The organism is Alcanivorax sp. (assembly GCF_040119285.1).
Lineage (GTDB): Bacteria > Pseudomonadota > Gammaproteobacteria > Pseudomonadales > Alcanivoracaceae > Alcanivorax.
The window spans coordinates 178,387-193,748 of the sequence record NZ_JBEDTY010000034.1; the positions used below are offsets into that span (position 1 = coordinate 178,387).

The 15,362-nt window shown below is 55.1% G+C and carries 16 protein-coding genes and 1 pseudogene; 10 read left to right on the forward strand and 7 right to left on the reverse strand.

The features are described 5' to 3' along the window. Positions 1–69: 69 nt before the first annotated feature. The 4 genes from ABNH10_RS13315 to ilvD form a co-directional block, all read right to left on the reverse strand. Positions 70–1,065, reverse strand: a complete 996-nt coding sequence (locus ABNH10_RS13315; RefSeq protein WP_349386398.1) for a 2Fe-2S iron-sulfur cluster-binding protein — start codon at positions 1,063–1,065, stop codon at positions 70–72. Positions 1,066–1,158: 93 nt separating this feature from the next. Continuing rightward, positions 1,159–1,545, reverse strand: coding sequence for an MAPEG family protein (locus tag ABNH10_RS13320; RefSeq protein WP_349386399.1), 387 nt, complete (start codon positions 1,543–1,545; stop codon positions 1,159–1,161). Positions 1,546–1,767: 222 nt separating this feature from the next. Next, on the reverse strand, positions 1,768–3,084 hold the full coding sequence (locus ABNH10_RS13325) for a 2-hydroxychromene-2-carboxylate isomerase (RefSeq protein ID WP_349386400.1): 1,317 nt from the start codon (positions 3,082–3,084) through the stop codon (positions 1,768–1,770). A 162-nt stretch (positions 3,085–3,246) separates the two neighbouring features. Then, positions 3,247–5,094, reverse strand: coding sequence for a dihydroxy-acid dehydratase (ilvD, locus tag ABNH10_RS13330; RefSeq protein WP_062810639.1), 1,848 nt, complete (start codon positions 5,092–5,094; stop codon positions 3,247–3,249). Positions 5,095–5,536: 442 nt separating this feature from the next. On the opposite strand from ilvD, the pseudogene ABNH10_RS13335 reads away from it, so the two are divergent. From ABNH10_RS13335 to ABNH10_RS13365, 9 genes and pseudogenes are all read left to right on the forward strand, one after another. Further along, positions 5,537–5,842, forward strand: a pseudogene (locus ABNH10_RS13335) (tautomerase family protein). Between the two features lie 572 nt (positions 5,843–6,414). Further along, the gene (locus ABNH10_RS13340) at positions 6,415–6,663 is read left to right on the forward strand and encodes a hypothetical protein (RefSeq protein WP_349385777.1); all 249 of its coding nucleotides are present in this window, start codon (positions 6,415–6,417) and stop codon (positions 6,661–6,663) included. Positions 6,664–6,786: 123 nt separating this feature from the next. Then, positions 6,787–7,035, forward strand: a complete 249-nt coding sequence (locus tag ABNH10_RS13345) for a hypothetical protein (protein ID WP_349385777.1) — start codon at positions 6,787–6,789, stop codon at positions 7,033–7,035. A gap of 105 nt (positions 7,036–7,140) precedes the next feature. Continuing rightward, the gene (locus ABNH10_RS13350) at positions 7,141–7,491 is read left to right on the forward strand and encodes a hypothetical protein (protein WP_349386401.1); all 351 of its coding nucleotides are present in this window, start codon (positions 7,141–7,143) and stop codon (positions 7,489–7,491) included. An 85-nt stretch (positions 7,492–7,576) separates the two neighbouring features. After that, positions 7,577–7,810, forward strand: coding sequence for a hypothetical protein (locus ABNH10_RS13355; RefSeq protein WP_349386402.1), 234 nt, complete (start codon positions 7,577–7,579; stop codon positions 7,808–7,810). A 39-nt stretch (positions 7,811–7,849) separates the two neighbouring features. After that, on the forward strand, positions 7,850–8,191 hold the full coding sequence (locus ABNH10_RS16285) for a demethoxyubiquinone hydroxylase family protein (RefSeq protein ID WP_502877134.1): 342 nt from the start codon (positions 7,850–7,852) through the stop codon (positions 8,189–8,191). Then, positions 8,146–8,463 carry a demethoxyubiquinone hydroxylase family protein gene (locus ABNH10_RS16290; RefSeq protein WP_502877135.1) on the forward strand — a complete coding sequence of 106 codons (318 nt, stop codon included), beginning with the start codon at positions 8,146–8,148 and terminating at the stop codon, positions 8,461–8,463. The genes ABNH10_RS16285 and ABNH10_RS16290 overlap by 46 nt, the downstream gene beginning before the upstream one ends. A gap of 117 nt (positions 8,464–8,580) precedes the next feature. Beyond that, complete coding sequence (locus tag ABNH10_RS13360; RefSeq protein ID WP_349386403.1) at positions 8,581–8,892, forward strand: DUF2695 domain-containing protein; 312 nt, start codon at positions 8,581–8,583, stop codon at positions 8,890–8,892. 80 nt (positions 8,893–8,972) lie between these two features. Further along, positions 8,973–9,443: a hypothetical protein gene (locus ABNH10_RS13365; protein ID WP_349386404.1), complete on the forward strand. Its 471-nt coding sequence runs from the start codon at positions 8,973–8,975 to the stop codon at positions 9,441–9,443. Between the two features lie 258 nt (positions 9,444–9,701). Here the strand turns inward: ABNH10_RS13365 and argA are convergent, their stop codons facing one another. The 3 genes from argA to ABNH10_RS13380 all read right to left on the reverse strand — a co-directional run bounded on the left by argA (position 9,702) and on the right by ABNH10_RS13380 (position 13,125). Beyond that, positions 9,702–11,030: an amino-acid N-acetyltransferase gene (gene argA / locus ABNH10_RS13370; RefSeq protein ID WP_062810631.1), complete on the reverse strand. Its 1,329-nt coding sequence runs from the start codon at positions 11,028–11,030 to the stop codon at positions 9,702–9,704. 135 nt (positions 11,031–11,165) lie between these two features. After that, entirely contained in the window at positions 11,166–12,434 is a 1,269-nt protein-coding gene (locus ABNH10_RS13375) for an inorganic phosphate transporter (protein ID WP_349386405.1), read from the reverse strand. 10 nt (positions 12,435–12,444) lie between these two features. Continuing rightward, positions 12,445–13,125: a TIGR00153 family protein gene (locus ABNH10_RS13380; protein ID WP_288368463.1), complete on the reverse strand. Its 681-nt coding sequence runs from the start codon at positions 13,123–13,125 to the stop codon at positions 12,445–12,447. A gap of 302 nt (positions 13,126–13,427) precedes the next feature. On the opposite strand from ABNH10_RS13380, the gene tfpB reads away from it, so the two are divergent. Continuing rightward, entirely contained in the window at positions 13,428–15,239 is a 1,812-nt protein-coding gene (tfpB, locus tag ABNH10_RS13385) for a type IV pilus assembly ATPase TfpB (protein WP_349386406.1), read from the forward strand. Positions 15,240–15,362: the final 123 nt, after the last annotated feature.

Sequence of the window (15,362 nt, forward strand, 5' to 3'; positions counted from 1 at the left end):
AACAAGCCTCAAACTACAACGCGAGCCCGGTTGTTGCCAGCCCGGGGAGTGAGCTTAATTCGTGTTGCCCTAGTCACGTGGTGCGTAATCAAATGCGTCGCAATGGATATTGCCGGCGGGGACACCTTCGGCGACCAGTGCGTCGAAAACCGCCCAGGCCATGGGTGGCGAGCCGCCCAAGAAAAATAGCGGCAGGTCGGGTTCTCCGAGCGCTTCCAGTGCGGCTTCGTGCACCAGCCCTTCGGCATGGTCCGGGTGGCGTATGTCGGACAAGGAGGTCACGAAGTCAAAATCGGCCAGGGCCCCCTGCCATTGGGCGGGCAAATGCGGCAGATACAGGTCTGCATCGGTGCGGGCGCCCCAGAACAGCCGTACCGGCTGGGAGAAATTCAGCGCGATCAGACGCTCGATCATGGCTTTCACTGGCGCAAAGCCGGTGGAGCCGCAAATAAACCACACCGGATGCTGCGGGGCGCTGTCGATAAAGCGCAGACCGGCGGGCAGGGTGGTGCTGACGGTGCGCTCGGATTGCAGGCTGGCCATGATGTCTTGGGTGGCGCTGTTGTCATCCCCGTGGCGAATGTGCAATTCGATATTGCGCCCATGGCAATGGTTAGCAATAGAAAAGGGGTAGCTCTCGCCGTGTAGATTCAGCATTAGATACTGGCCCGCATGCCACTGGATTTTCTTGCCTGCTGGCAGGCGCAGCCAGACACGACTCACGTCGTGGTTGAGGGCGTCGATTTGCTGAATTTGGCAATGGATCTGGTGGACCGGCAATTCGCCGGGCGCAGTTACCTCGGGCACATCAATCTCACAGTCGCTGAGTGGCAGGGCGACGCAGTATAGCACCCCAGAGGGGTTGTCTTCGCCTGCGCGAATAGTGCGGTTTTTTTGCTGCACCTGTCCATGGCTGAGCTGGCCAATGCAGCGTTCGCACACGCCATTACGACAGGCGACAGGAAAGCCGAAGCCCGCCTGCTGCCCGGCGTCGACAATGGTCTGGTCTGCGCGGCAGGGGAACGCTCCCTTGCCGTGGACAGTAATCGTGAAGGTCTGGGCCATGGGGGGATAAATTGAAATTGCAGAGTTCGATACTCTTGAAGCCACCCCCAGAGCGTTGGCTGGAGGCGGCGTTCGTTATCAATTGCCTTTCTCTTAGCTGCCAACGCCAACAAACAGCGCAACGATGCAACCCATGCCGAAGGCCCAAACCAAGGTGCGCGCACTGGCCCAGTCAGCCACGTAGCAGAGCGTGAACAGGATGCGGCTGACGACAAAGGCCAGGGCGATGCCATCAATGGTGCCCTGCGGTGATGTGGCCGCCAAATGGGCAATGATCACGGCGGCGGCAAAAGCCGGGGTGATTTCAAAGCCGTTCTGTTGGGCCCAGTGAGCGCGCTTGCGGCTGCCCTGTAATGTTTCCAGAAATTCGCGGGGATTATGGTTCTGTTTGGGCCCGAAACCACCTTGAAACTTGGCCAGTGAAGTGGACAGGTAAGGCAAAACGATGGCGGCAAGCACACACCAATAGGCAAGGGTCATAATGATATCTCCAAGGTTTTTTAATGTAATTTTTAATGTAATTAAGGGGCTATGCTTACATGACGATTGCAGTGCAAAGCAAGCGTCAAGCCTTAAGCTGGAACCTGAACAAGGCCCTGGCTGCATTTTGTGCCGAGCCGGCAAACCCTTCACTCTTGAGTTCGCCGGCACCGCGTTCAGGTGATAAGCATGCGCTCTTACTAAAACAGAGAGCAGCTTGGCTCAGTTTCTGTCATCGGCCTGTGAGGCTAGCAGGCTGTTCTCAATGATGGCAAAACGATCTTGCCCCCATACCATGTCATCTTGAGTCATAAAGCTGGGTACGCCCCAGCTACCCGCTTCCATCATGGCGTTGCGGTTGTCCTCGGCGAGGTCGCGCCAGCTATCGTCATCCAGCCAGCGGCGGGCACGGTTCCAGTCTAGGCCTGCGTTTTCCACCAGAAATTTCAGCCCGTTATCGCTGGCGGCATTAATGCCCTGGCTCCAGATGCCTACGGCGGCGGCGCGCAGCCATTCGCGTAAGCGCCCTTCTTTCTCGGCGAAGGGCCAAATGGCCATGCAGCGTTCCACCCCTGCGCCCACCGGGTCGCAGACCTTGCCAAAGGGCACGCCGTGTAGGCGAGCTTCACGGGCGGCATCGTTCAGGATATAGAAGCGTTTGGCTTTGGGGACGGTGAGCCCGCGCATCACCATGGGCAACACCGGGCGAATTTTCAGCGCCAACCCGTAATGATCGGCCAGTGCATAGGTCCGCGAGAGGGCGATATAGGAATAAGGGCTGCGGAAAGAAAAGTACAGCGTTAGCGGAGCGCCTTTCAGGCTTTCCGGGGTGTCCTTCAAACGTGCCCGCTTGGCTCGGCCGTAGGGCAGCGGCCAGTCTGCACTGCCCAGTCCCAGCGCGTTAAGGCGGTGGCCAAGGTGGTCCAGCCGTTCCACGCTCCAATACCATTCGCCGGCGTAATGTAGGGTGCCGGTGAGGTAGTGGCCGTCGTTAAGAAACTGGTCGCGGCGCGCTTCCAGAGAGAGCTGTGCTCGATCGGCCGCTTGCTGGCCATATTCACTGAGCAGGGCTTCCAGTTTGTCGTGGTCGTTACGCCACAGGGCATCGGCCAGTGCGGCGGCCAGGCTCCAGAAACGCTCGTCGCCCTCATGTTTGAGTAGGCAGCGAGTCGCTGCCAGGCTAACTTCCCGGGCAGGCAATCGCCAGTCTGTAGGGAAATCCAGGCCGTGCAGCTCGGCCAGCTGAACCGCATCGCTGGGGGCAAGCTCTGCGAGCATGTCTGCGGCTGGGTACATCTGCTGGTCTAAATACAGCATTACCCGGGGGGTAACGGTAATGCCGAAGTGCTGAGAAAAGCGTGGAATCACCTGCGCCATTAGCACTGAATAGGGATCGTCAATGCGGAAATAGAAGGTGGACTGGTGCGGTTGGCGTTTCAGTTGTCGGCGCCATTCCAGCAGGCGACGCCGCCATTGCTGTAGCCCTTCGCTGGTAATCAGGCGGGCAAAGTGGGGCATCAGCTTGTGTTTGATGCTCATGGGCTAGGCTGCTCCTTTAGCAGAGGGGGCGTCGTGACTCCGCTAGGCTACACTTCTACAGCAGGGGCTCAAAAGAGCGTGTCTCCCGTTTGGCATGCCGTGTGCAGCCGCCGCGGAGCGGCCTAAAAAGGCGATCTGATGGTCGCCTTGATGTGGTTCAGCTTATTCGCCGATTTGGCTCAAGTCACGCACTGCGCCGCGGTCTGCACTGGTGGTGAGTGCGGCGTAGGCTTTCAGGGCGGTGGAAACACGGCGTGGGCGAATTTCCTTGGGCTTGTAGGCCAGCTTGCCACGGTTTTCCATGTGAGTGCGGCGGTGCGCCAGCTCTTCATCGCTGATATCCAGATGGATGGTGCGGTTGGGAATATCGATATTGATAGTGTCGCCTTCATTCACCAGGGCAATGGCGCCGCCCTCTGCGGCTTCCGGGGACGCGTGGCCAATGGACAGGCCGGACGTGCCGCCGGAGAAACGGCCATCGGTGAGCAGCGCACATTCCTTGCCCAGCCCTTTGGATTTCAGGTAGCTGGTGGGGTAGAGCATTTCCTGCATGCCCGGGCCGCCTTTGGGCCCTTCGTAGCGAATTACCACCACATCGCCGGCAACGATCTGATCACCGAGGATGGCGCGAACCGCCGAATCCTGGGATTCGAATACTCGGGCGCGGCCAGTGAAGGTGAGAATGGAATCATCCACCCCGGCGGTTTTCACGATGCAGCCGCGCTCGGCGATGTTGCCGTACAACACGGCCAGGCCACCGTCCTTACTGTAGGCATTTTCGTAATTGCGGATACAGCCGTTTTCGCGGTCGTCATCCAGGCTTTCCCAGCGCGTTTCCTGGCTAAAGGCCGTTTGGGTGGGGATGCCTGCCGGGCCGGCGGTGAACATCTTTTTCACGCCGTCATCCTGGGTGCGCATGATGTCGTAATGCTCCAGGGCTTCGGCCACAGAGGCCGAGTGCACCATGGGAATGTCGCGGTTGAGCAGGCCAGCCCGGTCCAGTTCGCCGAGAATGCCCATCACACCACCGGCACGGTGCACATCTTCCATATGGTATTTCTGGGTGGCCGGGGCCACTTTCGACAAGCACGGCACCTTACGGCTGAGGCGGTCGATGTCTTCCATGGTGAAGTCCACTTCGCCTTCCAGTGCTGCGGCTAGCAAGTGCAGCACGGTGTTAGTGGAGCCGCCCATGGCGATGTCCAAGCTCATGGCGTTTTCGAACGCTTTCACGGAAGCGATATTGCGCGGCAACAAGGCCTCTTCGTCCTGCTCGTAGTAGCGTCGGGTAACGTCCACGATGCGCCGGCCCGCTTCCAGGAACAGTTCGCGGCGGTCCGCGTGGGTAGCCAGCAGTGAGCCGTTACCGGGCAACGACAGGCCCAGTGCCTCGGTTAGGCAGTTCATGGAATTGGCGGTGAACATGCCGGAGCAGGAGCCGCAGGTGGGGCAGGCGGAACGCTCCACTTCGTTCAGGGTTTCTTCGTCCACGCTGTCATCGGCGGCCATCACCATGGCGTCTACCAGGTCCAGCTTGCCCTCGGCCAGCTTGGTTTTGCCCGCTTCCATGGGGCCACCGGACACGAAGATCACCGGAATATTCAGGCGCATGGATGCCATCAGCATGCCAGGAGTGATCTTGTCGCAGTTAGAGATGCAGACAAGGGCGTCGGCGCAGTGGGCGTTGACCATGTACTCCACGGAATCCGCGATGATGTCGCGGCTGGGCAAAGAATAGAGCATGCCGTCGTGGCCCATGGCGATGCCGTCATCCACCGCAATGGTATTGAATTCCTTGGCGATGCCGCCGGCCTTCTCGACTTCACCGGCCACCAGCTGGCCCATGTCCTTCAGGTGCACATGCCCCGGTACGAACTGGGTAAAGGAGTTAGCGATGGCAATAATCGGTTTACCGAAGTCCCCGTCCTTCATGCCCGTGGCGCGCCACAGGGCACGGGCGCCAGCCATATTGCGGCCATGGGTGGTGGTGCGGGAGCGATACTGCGGCATGGGAACCTCGTTAATGGTCAATAGCGGGACATAGGGACGGCATTGTAACCCACAGACCCACACTGTTGGAGCCTTGCTCGCACGGCGAAAGGGCTCAGGCGCTCCGGTAATGCAGAAGCTAACCTGCATAGAGCCAGAGCTGCCCTTCACTCGCACGCCAGTTGGAAATGTAGGATATGGCTTACATATTTTTATAAATTGCTGAGATAGAGTGAATTTTTCCGTTAAGCACGAAGAGCTGAGAAATGGGGTTTTCTCCTTCGTTATACAAAATTAATAACGGTGATATGAAGCCGGCGCGGTCATTGGATGTTCGAGCCGGATCTCTAATGCCTGTTAAGTTCCACGAGGACTGAATGTGGCTCAGATTAAAATATATGGCTTAAAGCCTAATCTCGACGAAAACAGAGCTTTAATATCTGCCTCCGTGCATAACGCTGTAATGTCCGCGCTCAATTATCCACCAGAGAAGAAATTCCATAGATTCATTACCCTTGAGCCAAGTGAATTTATCTACCCTGGTGATCGGTCAGAAAAATATATAATAGTTGAAATATCAATGTTTGAGGGGCGTTCTGTTTAGGCAAAAAAAGCCCTCATAAAAGGCATATTCTCAAATATTAATAAGCAGGTTGGCATTACGCCCCAAGATATTGAAATCACATTATTTGAAACTCCAAAGGAGAATTGGGGGATTCGCGGTTTGCCGGGTGACGAGCTGGCGCTGGGATATACCGTTGAGGTGTGAAAGTTTAACAAGTAGCCCCACCGGGTTGTGTTGTTCCCCCGCTTTAGTGGACACCTTCTCTTAACCAGAGGAAGAAAATACCCCGATACAAGAATCCCAGAAAAGACTGTATCTCCGGGTTCGTTCAGTCTGGTAACGATAGTGATTAGTGCGCAGCCAGGCACGGAACTGATCAAGAAGCCTTAAGGGCTTAGCAGGAATGGAAACTGGAATATCTGTGGTTCTATTGCTCATAGCGTTTTCCTTCCCCATAGCAGGCTGGGGCAATGGGAACCCGTGCTCAACAGAACGGGGCGCAAATGCGTGTAGGAGAGAGCTTAAAACTCGCTAAGTCGTTGATCGTTGGTTCAGGTTGCGACTTAAATGTGCCTGAACTCCCCGGAAATAGGCCGCTCGTTCGAGTTTTGTCAGATGGGAAAGGTTCTCACTTCTTGGGTAAGTTGCTAAAGGTTATGGGTTTATCGGAATTATATGCGGTGGCCGGCTAAGAAATATGTCGAAAAAAGATATGTCGAAACGTTCGACTGAATACGCTGTTATGTGTTCAGCACGTTGACGAATAAGGAGTTGCAATGAAAATCAAGGATTTGATCAAGAAGCTGCAGCAGTTTAATCCAGAGCAGTCCGTGGCCTGCTACACGGAGGACGAGGGCCTTAAGCACGACGGCGCTCCTGTCCAAATATTCGATATTTTGAATATTTCTGAATCTGAAGCCGAATCGAGCAGGCTAAACGATGGCGCAGGCAAGCCTTGGCTTAAGTTCGGAAAATCTGATAGCTCCTCAAAATTTGTTCTTATTGAAATCACATCCGATGCTTAGGTCGATAGATTCAACACATAACAAGTCACTGCACGGGACCACTTCTCCGCCGCTCCGCGGCTATAAACTGTCCCGTGAGTTCGAGCGTTATGTGTTCAGCACGTTGACGAATAAGGAGTTGCAATGAAAATCAAGGATTTGATCAAGAAGCTGCAGCAGTTTAATCCAGAGCAGTCCGTGGCCTGCTACACGGAGGACGAGGGCCTTAAGCACGACGGCGCTCCTGTCCAAATATTCGATATTTTGAATATTTCTGAATCTGAAGCCGAATCGAGCAGGCTAAACGATGGCGCAGGCAAGCCTTGGCTTAAGTTCGGAAAATCTGATAGCTCCTCAAAATTTGTTCTTATTGAAATCACATCCGATGCTTAGGTCGATAGATTCAACACATAACAAGTCACTGCACGGGACCACTTCTCCGCCGCTCCGCGGCTATAAACTGTCCCGTGAGTTCGAGCGTTATACAAAGAGGAAGTGATGAATCGAGTTATTGTTCTATCTGCTGTTTTTATTTTTATCGAGGGGTGTTCAGATGGTAATGCTCCAGCATCTGAACAGGCTGCCAGCTTGAATCAGGTTTCTTTACCTGAAAGCCCAAGTGAACGAGTCAATCTAACAGGTGAAATGTCATTTTGGATGTATGAGGGTGCTGCGGGTTGCTATGGGACTTTGCTATCACAGGGGAAAGAGATTCAAGTTTGGGTAGACGCTGACACGTGCGGTGACCGTGAATATGAGGAAAACCAACGTGCCACTTTGGAGCTTACCTTTAATCCCAACAATCAGTATGGGCCAGGGAAAACCTACACAATCACGAGCTTTGAGTAGTGTATAACAAGCGGCGGCAGGCGGATCAAATTTCCGCTCGTTCCTCGCTGCAATTTGCCCGCTGCGCCGGGCGTTAGGTATCGAAGTGATTGATAGAAACCCCGTGGTGCAGAAGTTTTATTCGGTTGTAGCTGCTTCAGGATTGGGGTTGGTTACAAATCTTGTTCTCTTCTTCCTGGCTGCCTTTTTATTTGCCGGCCCAGAAGGAGGAGAATGGGTAAGAGTATATTTTGGCGGGGATGGGGAGTGGTTTTTGGGCGTCACTGCAATCTTGGCGGTATGTTATTTCCCTCTAGTCAAAAATTTAAGGGTTATTTGATGCATCTGCCGCCCCTCTCGAACCTAACAAGCCAAGGCAGTGGGACAAATTTTGCATCGCTGCGCTCAAAACGCAAAATCTGCCCCTGCTTGGGGCGTTACATGCCCAAGGAATTCTGAGATCGAGCACCTAAAAGAAATTGAAAGAATTATTCGTGTGGATCACGCAGGTGAGCTAGGCGCGATTAATATCTATAAATCGCAATTATTAATATCTAGGTATCTTTATAAAGACATAGTGCACGAGCTAAGCGAGATGTTAGCTCACGAAAAAAAGCATTTCGAAACATTTGATAATTTGTTAAAAGCACGCTCAATTCGTTCTTGTTATGCTTTATGCTTTATGCTTTATGCTTTTGGGCGTGTGGCGGCTTTCTGCTAGGGCTATTTACTGCGCTAATGGGGCGAAATGCTATATGGGTGTGTACCAATGCAATTGAAACTACGGTATTGCACCATCTATCGTGGCAGCTAAATTTCCTTAGTAAACATGATGCTGAGGCTCATGGTGCGGTTTACAGTATAAAAGCAGATGAAGAGGCGCATCAAAACATTGGCGCGTCTCGTGGTAAAAAATATTTTATATATAAGCCAATATTTGTTGTGGTTGCGGGTTCAACTAAGGTGGCGATTTGGTTATCTACCAAGCTCTAACATGTAACAAAGCTATCTACCGGACTCCATGTCCGTCGCTTGGTTTTTGTGCTTGAATAGCACAAAAAGCCAATCAACTACAACTCGCCGGTAATAGCGGCGTTATGAGTCTTGAGTATGGATAAAGATCAGAAGAAAAAGCTGAAGGCTCAGTATAAGAAGAATGAGCAAGATGAAATTCGTGCATCTATACCAATGAGTGTCGATGAGCTTAAAGATCTTCTCTCTTTTTTAAATCGTGAACCAGCTCCAGAGTGTGATCACACACTGAAGGAGTCCATTGAATTCATCGAGTCACGGAAATTGAATCCAGAGGTCGTTGTTCCCTGGTTGGGTGAGCATGGCGGGTTCTGTGATTGCGAGGTTATCTACAACGTCTACGATGACGTTGGTGAAATTGTAGGGTGGCACCTTGACGAAAACTCATAACAAGTCAAAGCAGCAACGCCACTTCGTGGCTGGACGCGCTAACGCGCGCCGCTGTTTGAGGCGTTAAATTTTTTGAGGCTATGAGCATCGGAAATTATATCTTCATAGTTTTGATCTTGCTGTCAGGTGCTTCCTGGGGGAAATTTCCTTATGAAGCTCTTCCTGATACAGGTCTAAGGTCTGAAAACTTGACTGATTTTGAGGTCGGGGAAATAACTAGGAAAGTGGATGGTGTATACCCGGGTGTGATTGTTTCTATTGGAGGGTCTTCAGAGGGATGTAAGTGTTTCGAAGGTGAGAATTGCTCCTCGCAAGTTGTTGCCAACGGAATGTTGGGTGGAAATCCTGTGCATGTAACTCTTTCAAGGGTTGGCGGTGAATGGGTTCTCTCTAAGGAATGGAAGTTAAGGCATGAAATTGAAGTTTTGCTCGGGAAGCCTGTTGATAAGGTGAGAGATTTTAGAGAAAGGTTAAGGAAGAATGAGAATTTGAGAATGGCATTTATTGAATTGTCTAAATTGATTAATAGCTGTTCAGAATTTAACAATTAGCTGCACAAGGAAAATTTACTCGCAAGCTCGCAATTTTCCTGTGAGCAAGGCGTTCAATGATGGAGACAATATGAAGGCTTTATTTCCTGGTCATTTTAAAGAAAGTGATAAAAGCCTAAGAGAAGTATGGGAAACGTCATGTCCGCTCCCCCTTTAGTGAGACACCCCTAAACTAGAGTTCCCCACTTTCTGGCGATACACCGCCGGCGGTATGTCGCCCAGACTTTCATGTGGGCGCTAGAAATCTGGCCATAACCTTCAAAGCCCCTTCACAAACACCTTTGAATTCCGCTGCCAGTTATACAGCGACTGCCTGGCTCCCGGCAGGGCTTCTACTCCCGCTGCCTCAAACCCCTGTTGCTGAAACCAGTGTGCGGTGAGGGTGGTGAGCACGAATAGGCTGTGCAGCCCCTGTTCCCGTGCCCGCCGTTCCAGATAGCCGAGGACTTGGGCGCCCCGTTCACCTTTGCGGTAGCTGGAATGAACGGCGACACAGGCCAGTTCGCCGGTCTTTTCTTCGGGGAAGGGATAGAGGGCCGCGCAGGCGATAACCATGCCGTCGCGTTCGATGATGGCGAAGCGCTGAATTTCGTTTTCCAGTAGCTCCCGTGAGCGGCGCACCAGGGTGCCGTCTTCTTCCAGTGGTTCGATCAGTTCGAGAATGCCGCCCACGTCTTCAATGCGCGCGCCACGGAGGGTTTCGTAGGTTTCCCTAGTAACCAGGGTGCCGCAGCCGTCGCGGGTGAACAGTTCTTTGATTAGTGCGCCGTCTACCTGGGCATCGAGCAGGTGCGCCCGGGCCACGCCGTTACTGGCGGCATGGCAGGCAGCGGTGAGCTGCCGGTCTACACCATTGTTTTCGTATTGGTTGCCGGCCAGCAGTTTGCCGGCTTGCTGGGGGCTGAGTTCGCGCACCAGGTGGCCTTGCGGGTCGGCGAGGCGCAGGTGTTCGCCCATGATGATGAGCTTGTCGGCGCCCAAGGCGATGGCGGCAGTGGAGGCCACTTCTTCTGCGTTCACGTTGAACAGTTCGCCGGTGGGCGAGCCGCCCACCGGCGAGAGCAGCACCACGTTACCGTTGCCCAGTTGCTGGCGAATGGCGTCTACGTCGATGCGCCGCACTTCACCGGTGTGCTGGTAGTCGAAGCCACCACGCACGCCTACCGGTTTGGCCACTACAAAGTTGCCGCTAATCAACCGGATGCTGGCGTTATGCATGGGGGAGTTAGCCAGCCCCATGGAGAACAAGCCTTCCAGTTTCAGGCGCAATGCGCCCACCGCCGCCACGACGCTATCCAGCGCGGCACTGTCGGTGATGCGCATGTGTTGCTCAAAGGTGGATTCAATGTCGGATTCTGCCAGCCGGGCGGAAATTTGTGGCCTGGCGCCATGCACCAGCACCAGTTTGATTCCCAGGCTATTCAGCAGGGCCAGATCGTGAATCAGGGTAGGCAGGCGCGGGCCGTCCAGCAGCTCCCCAGACAACATAACCACAAAGGTTCGGCCCCGATGCGCATTGATATACGGGGACGAATTGCGGAACCAGTGAACCTGGCTGTCGGTGTTCGGGGCTGCGCTGGTGGACACGGGCGTCTCGGCTCTAAGTGATTGATTGGCCAGTATAGCGAGCAGATTGTGCCGGATACTAGATGTGGGGGGTATGAGCCCCCACAAAAAAACCGCCCCGAGGGCGGCTTTTCTGTGTGCGTGAAGCCTTTTTTGCTATGCCCCAAACAGGCCTTTGAAGAAATAGAAGAACAGGATGGAGAGCAGCGCACCGGCGGGCAGGGTGACGACCCAAGAGGTGAAGATGGTGCTGATTACACGCAGGTTCAGAGAGCCAATGCCGCGGGCCATGCCGACGCCCAAGACCGCGCCTACCAGGGTGTGAGTGGTGGAAATGGGCAGGCCGGTGCTGGAGGCCAGCACCACGGTGGTGGCGGCGCCCAGCTCGGCGGCGAAGCCACGGGATGGGGTGAGCTCGGTAATTTTTTTGCCTACAGTGGCCATCACTCGGGCGCCGAAAATCGCTAGCCCAAAGACGATACCCATGGCCCCGACCAAAAGAATCCAGCTGGGCATTTCTGCTTTGGCGCCGATTTCGCCGCCGGACGCCAGTACGCTGTTGATGGCGGCCAGCGGGCCGACGGCGTTGGCTACATCGTTGGAGCCGTGGGCAAACGCCATGGCGCAGGCGGTGAAGATCATGAGCACCGCAAACACGCGCTCCACAGAGCTGAACCGGAAGTCTTTATCGGCTTCTGGGTCTGGTTCAACCCGACTCAGGAAGAAGCTTCCCAGTGCCATAACAACCGCGCCACCCAGCAGGGCCCACAGGAAACTGTGGAAGAAACTCAGTTCCAGGCCGACGTGTTTCAACCCTTTGACCATGGTGACCATGGAAATAACAAAGCCCACCAAGAACATGTAGAAAGGGACGACTTTCTTGGCGCGTTCGAAGGGGTCGTCGTGGTTCAGTACCAACCGTTGCACGCTACGGATCAGGGCAAAGGAAATGATCCCGGCCAGCAGGGGCGAGGTGACCCAGCTAGCGACGATGGAGCCCACCTTGCCCCAGTGCACCGCGTCCATGCCCAAGCCTACGGCGGCAAAGCCGACGATGGCACCGACGATGGAATGGGTGGTGGAGACCGGCCAACCGAACCAGGACGCCACCATCAACCAGATGCCGGCGGCCAGCAATGCGGACATCATGCCGTAGACCAGGTATTGCGGGGCGTGGGAGAAGGCATCCGCATCGATGATGCCCTTGCGGATGGTGGCGGTGACTTCGCCGCCGGCCAGATAGGCCCCGGCAAATTCAAAAATAATGGCGATGATAACCGCCTGCTTCACGGTGAGGGCCTTGGCGCCCACCGAGGTCCCCATGGCGTTGGCCACATCGTTGGCGCCAACGCCCCAGGCCATTAGGAACCCGAAGGCGCCCGCCAGCAGTAGCATGAGATAGCTATGCTCTAGCATCCACTCCATAAGAACTCTCCTAGCGTGCGACCAGCATCTGCAGGCGGCCGCCCACTTTCTGGGCGCGATCGGCGAGATCGCCCACCCATTCGATGATCTTGTAGAGGAAGATGACGTCCACCGGTGATAGCTCGGTTTCCAGCTTGAACAGTGTGGCGCGAATGGTGATTTGCTGATCGTCGTTGGCCCGTTCCAGCCGGTCCAGTTCTTCGATCAGGTCTTCTATCATGCGAATTTCACGGCCACTGAAGCCGGTTTCGATGAGCTCATCCAGTTCGTTGATGGCTTTCTGGGCTTGGGCGGAGGTGTCGATGGCGCCTTGTACATAGGCTTGCATTACGTCGGCCAAAACGGGAGGAATGGTCATCTGCCGACCAAGCATCAGCCCGGAAATATCCTTAGCCTTATTCGCGACCTTGTCCTGCACGCTGATCAGTTCGAGCAGATCGGTGCGGGGCATGGGCAAAAATAGGCTTTTGGGCAGGCTCAAGCGGAACTGTTTTTTCAGCTCGTCGGCCTGGTTTTCTAGCTCAGCGATGCGTTTGCGTGCGGCGCGAGCCTTGTCCCAGTCGTTGGCTGTCACGGCGGCGAAGAAGTCCGCCAGCGTGCGGGCGCAGTCGTGGACGGTATCGTAATGTTGTTGCAGGGGCTTGATTGGTGAGCGGCCGAAGAGGCCGGCAATGGAGCTTCCAAAGGACATAGGCGCCTCGGGTCCAAGTGTTAGGGTTGGGAATAGCTTCCCATCATGCCGCTATTCGCTGCTGGCGGGTAGCGGCGGCAAGACGGTGACAACAGTGTTGCCGTTCCGGCATTAATTGGGTCGCGAGTATAGAGAAAGCCGGCGGGGCTGTCAGGGGTTCAGTGTTAGGGGTACAGTAAAGGTGCCGGTTGGCCGTCACGGCCTACGCCAGAATAATGAGATAGCTCAGGTTGCCACCGTGGTGTGTTTGCAGTGTGGCACACGCCAATAGAGTGCCGGGTAAGAGTTGGAGAGTATAGAAAGTGACAAAAGTAACGGTTAGCGCTCCCCTGGATGCCTCCAAGCTGGATGGCCTATTGGTTGATGTGCGCTGGTTGATGCGTGAATTGCTGGATGAAGGGCGCGTCAGCCAGGAGGATTTTAACGTAATCTCCACGACGCCGCGGGAAAAGAAAGAGTTGAACTGGCACGCAATTCAGGTGCTGGCCAAATACCGCCTTACCGATCGCACCAATACCCACCAGCTTTTGGATGTGGACTTCCTTACCCATTGGTTGTCGGAAAAAAGCGGCCTGCCGGTGTACAGCATTGATCCGCTCAAAGTGCATGTGGATCAGGTCACCAATGTAATGAGTTACGCCTTCGCTGAACGCCACGGCATCGTGGCGGTGGAGGTGCATCGCGACAAGGTGGTGGTGGCCTGCGACCAGCCGTTCGTGCGCGACTGGCAGCCGCATTTGCAGCAGGTGCTGCGCGATCGTGAGCTGGAAGTGGTGTTGGTCAACCCGGAGCAAATGCGCCGCTACCGGATTGAGTTCTATAATTTGAGCCGCTCCATTGCGGGGGCGACCGGCAACACCGGGCAGGAAATGTCGGGCATCACCAACTTCGAGCAGTTACTCGAAGTGGGCAAAGGGCACCACGATGCGGACGACCAGCATATCGTTAACATTGTGGACTGGATTCTGCAGTATGCGTTTTCCCAGCGCGCCAGCGATATCCACCTGGAGCCGCGCCGGGAAACCGGCAAGATGCGCTTTCGCATTGATGGTGTGTTGCATGATGTGTATGAATTGCCGGCGGCCATTATGGCGGCGGTGACTAGCCGGCTGAAGATTCTCAGCCGTTTGAATGTGGCGGAAAAGCGTAAACCCCAGGATGGCCGTTTAAAGACCAAGTCGCCGGAAGGGGCGGAGATTGAGCTGCGGATTTCTACCCTGCCCACCGTGTTCGGTGAAAAAATGGTGATGCGGGTATTCGACCCGGATGTGCTGGTGCGTAGCTTCGAACAATTGGGTTTTACCAAGGACGATCACGATACCTGGCACCAGATGACCAGCCACCCCCATGGCATCATCTTTGTTACCGGCCCCACCGGGTCGGGGAAAACTACCACGCTGTATTCTACGCTCAAGCAGCTGGCCACCAGCGAAGTGAATGTTTGCACCATCGAAGACCCCATCGAAATGGTGGAGCCCAGTTTTAACCAGATGCAAATTCAGGCCAATATCGACGTGGACTTTGCCCAAGGTGTGAAGGCCATGCTGCGTCAAGACCCGGACATCATCATGATCGGTGAGATTCGAGACTTGCAGACCGCAGACATGGCCATTCAGGCAGCCCTCACCGGCCACCTGGTGCTGTCGACCCTGCATACCAATGACGCGCCATCCTCCGTCACCCGCCTGATCGACCTAGGCGTGGCGCCTTATATGATCAGCGCCACGGTGCTGGGTGTGATGGCGCAACGGCTGGTGAGAACGCTGTGCCCGAACTGTAAGGCGGCCACCGAAACCGACCCGCAAGCGTGGGAGGACCTGGTTCGCCCCTTCAAGATGAAGATGCCGGCAACGCTTTATCAGCCGGTGGGCTGCCTGGAATGTCGTGGTACCGGTTATCGAGGCCGGATGGGGGTGTATGAAACCATGCCCTTGCGCACCACCCTGAAAAACCACATTACCCGTGGCGCGGATCTGGAAACCCTGACGCGGGCCTCACTCAAAGGAGGCATGAAGCCCCTGCGAATCAGTGGCGCCATGAAAGTGGCCCAAGGGCTGACGACCATTGAAGAGGTTATGCGGGTGACGCCATCCCAGGATATTTTGATGGGGTAAACGCTGCTGCAAGCCTCAAGTGGCGCGAAAGCTACAGCGCCAGCCGCCTGGCTGTGGCTCCGCGCTGCATCAACAGCCGGGAGCTCGCGCGCCGAGGTTTTGCCCTGATCGGCGCAAGTTTCA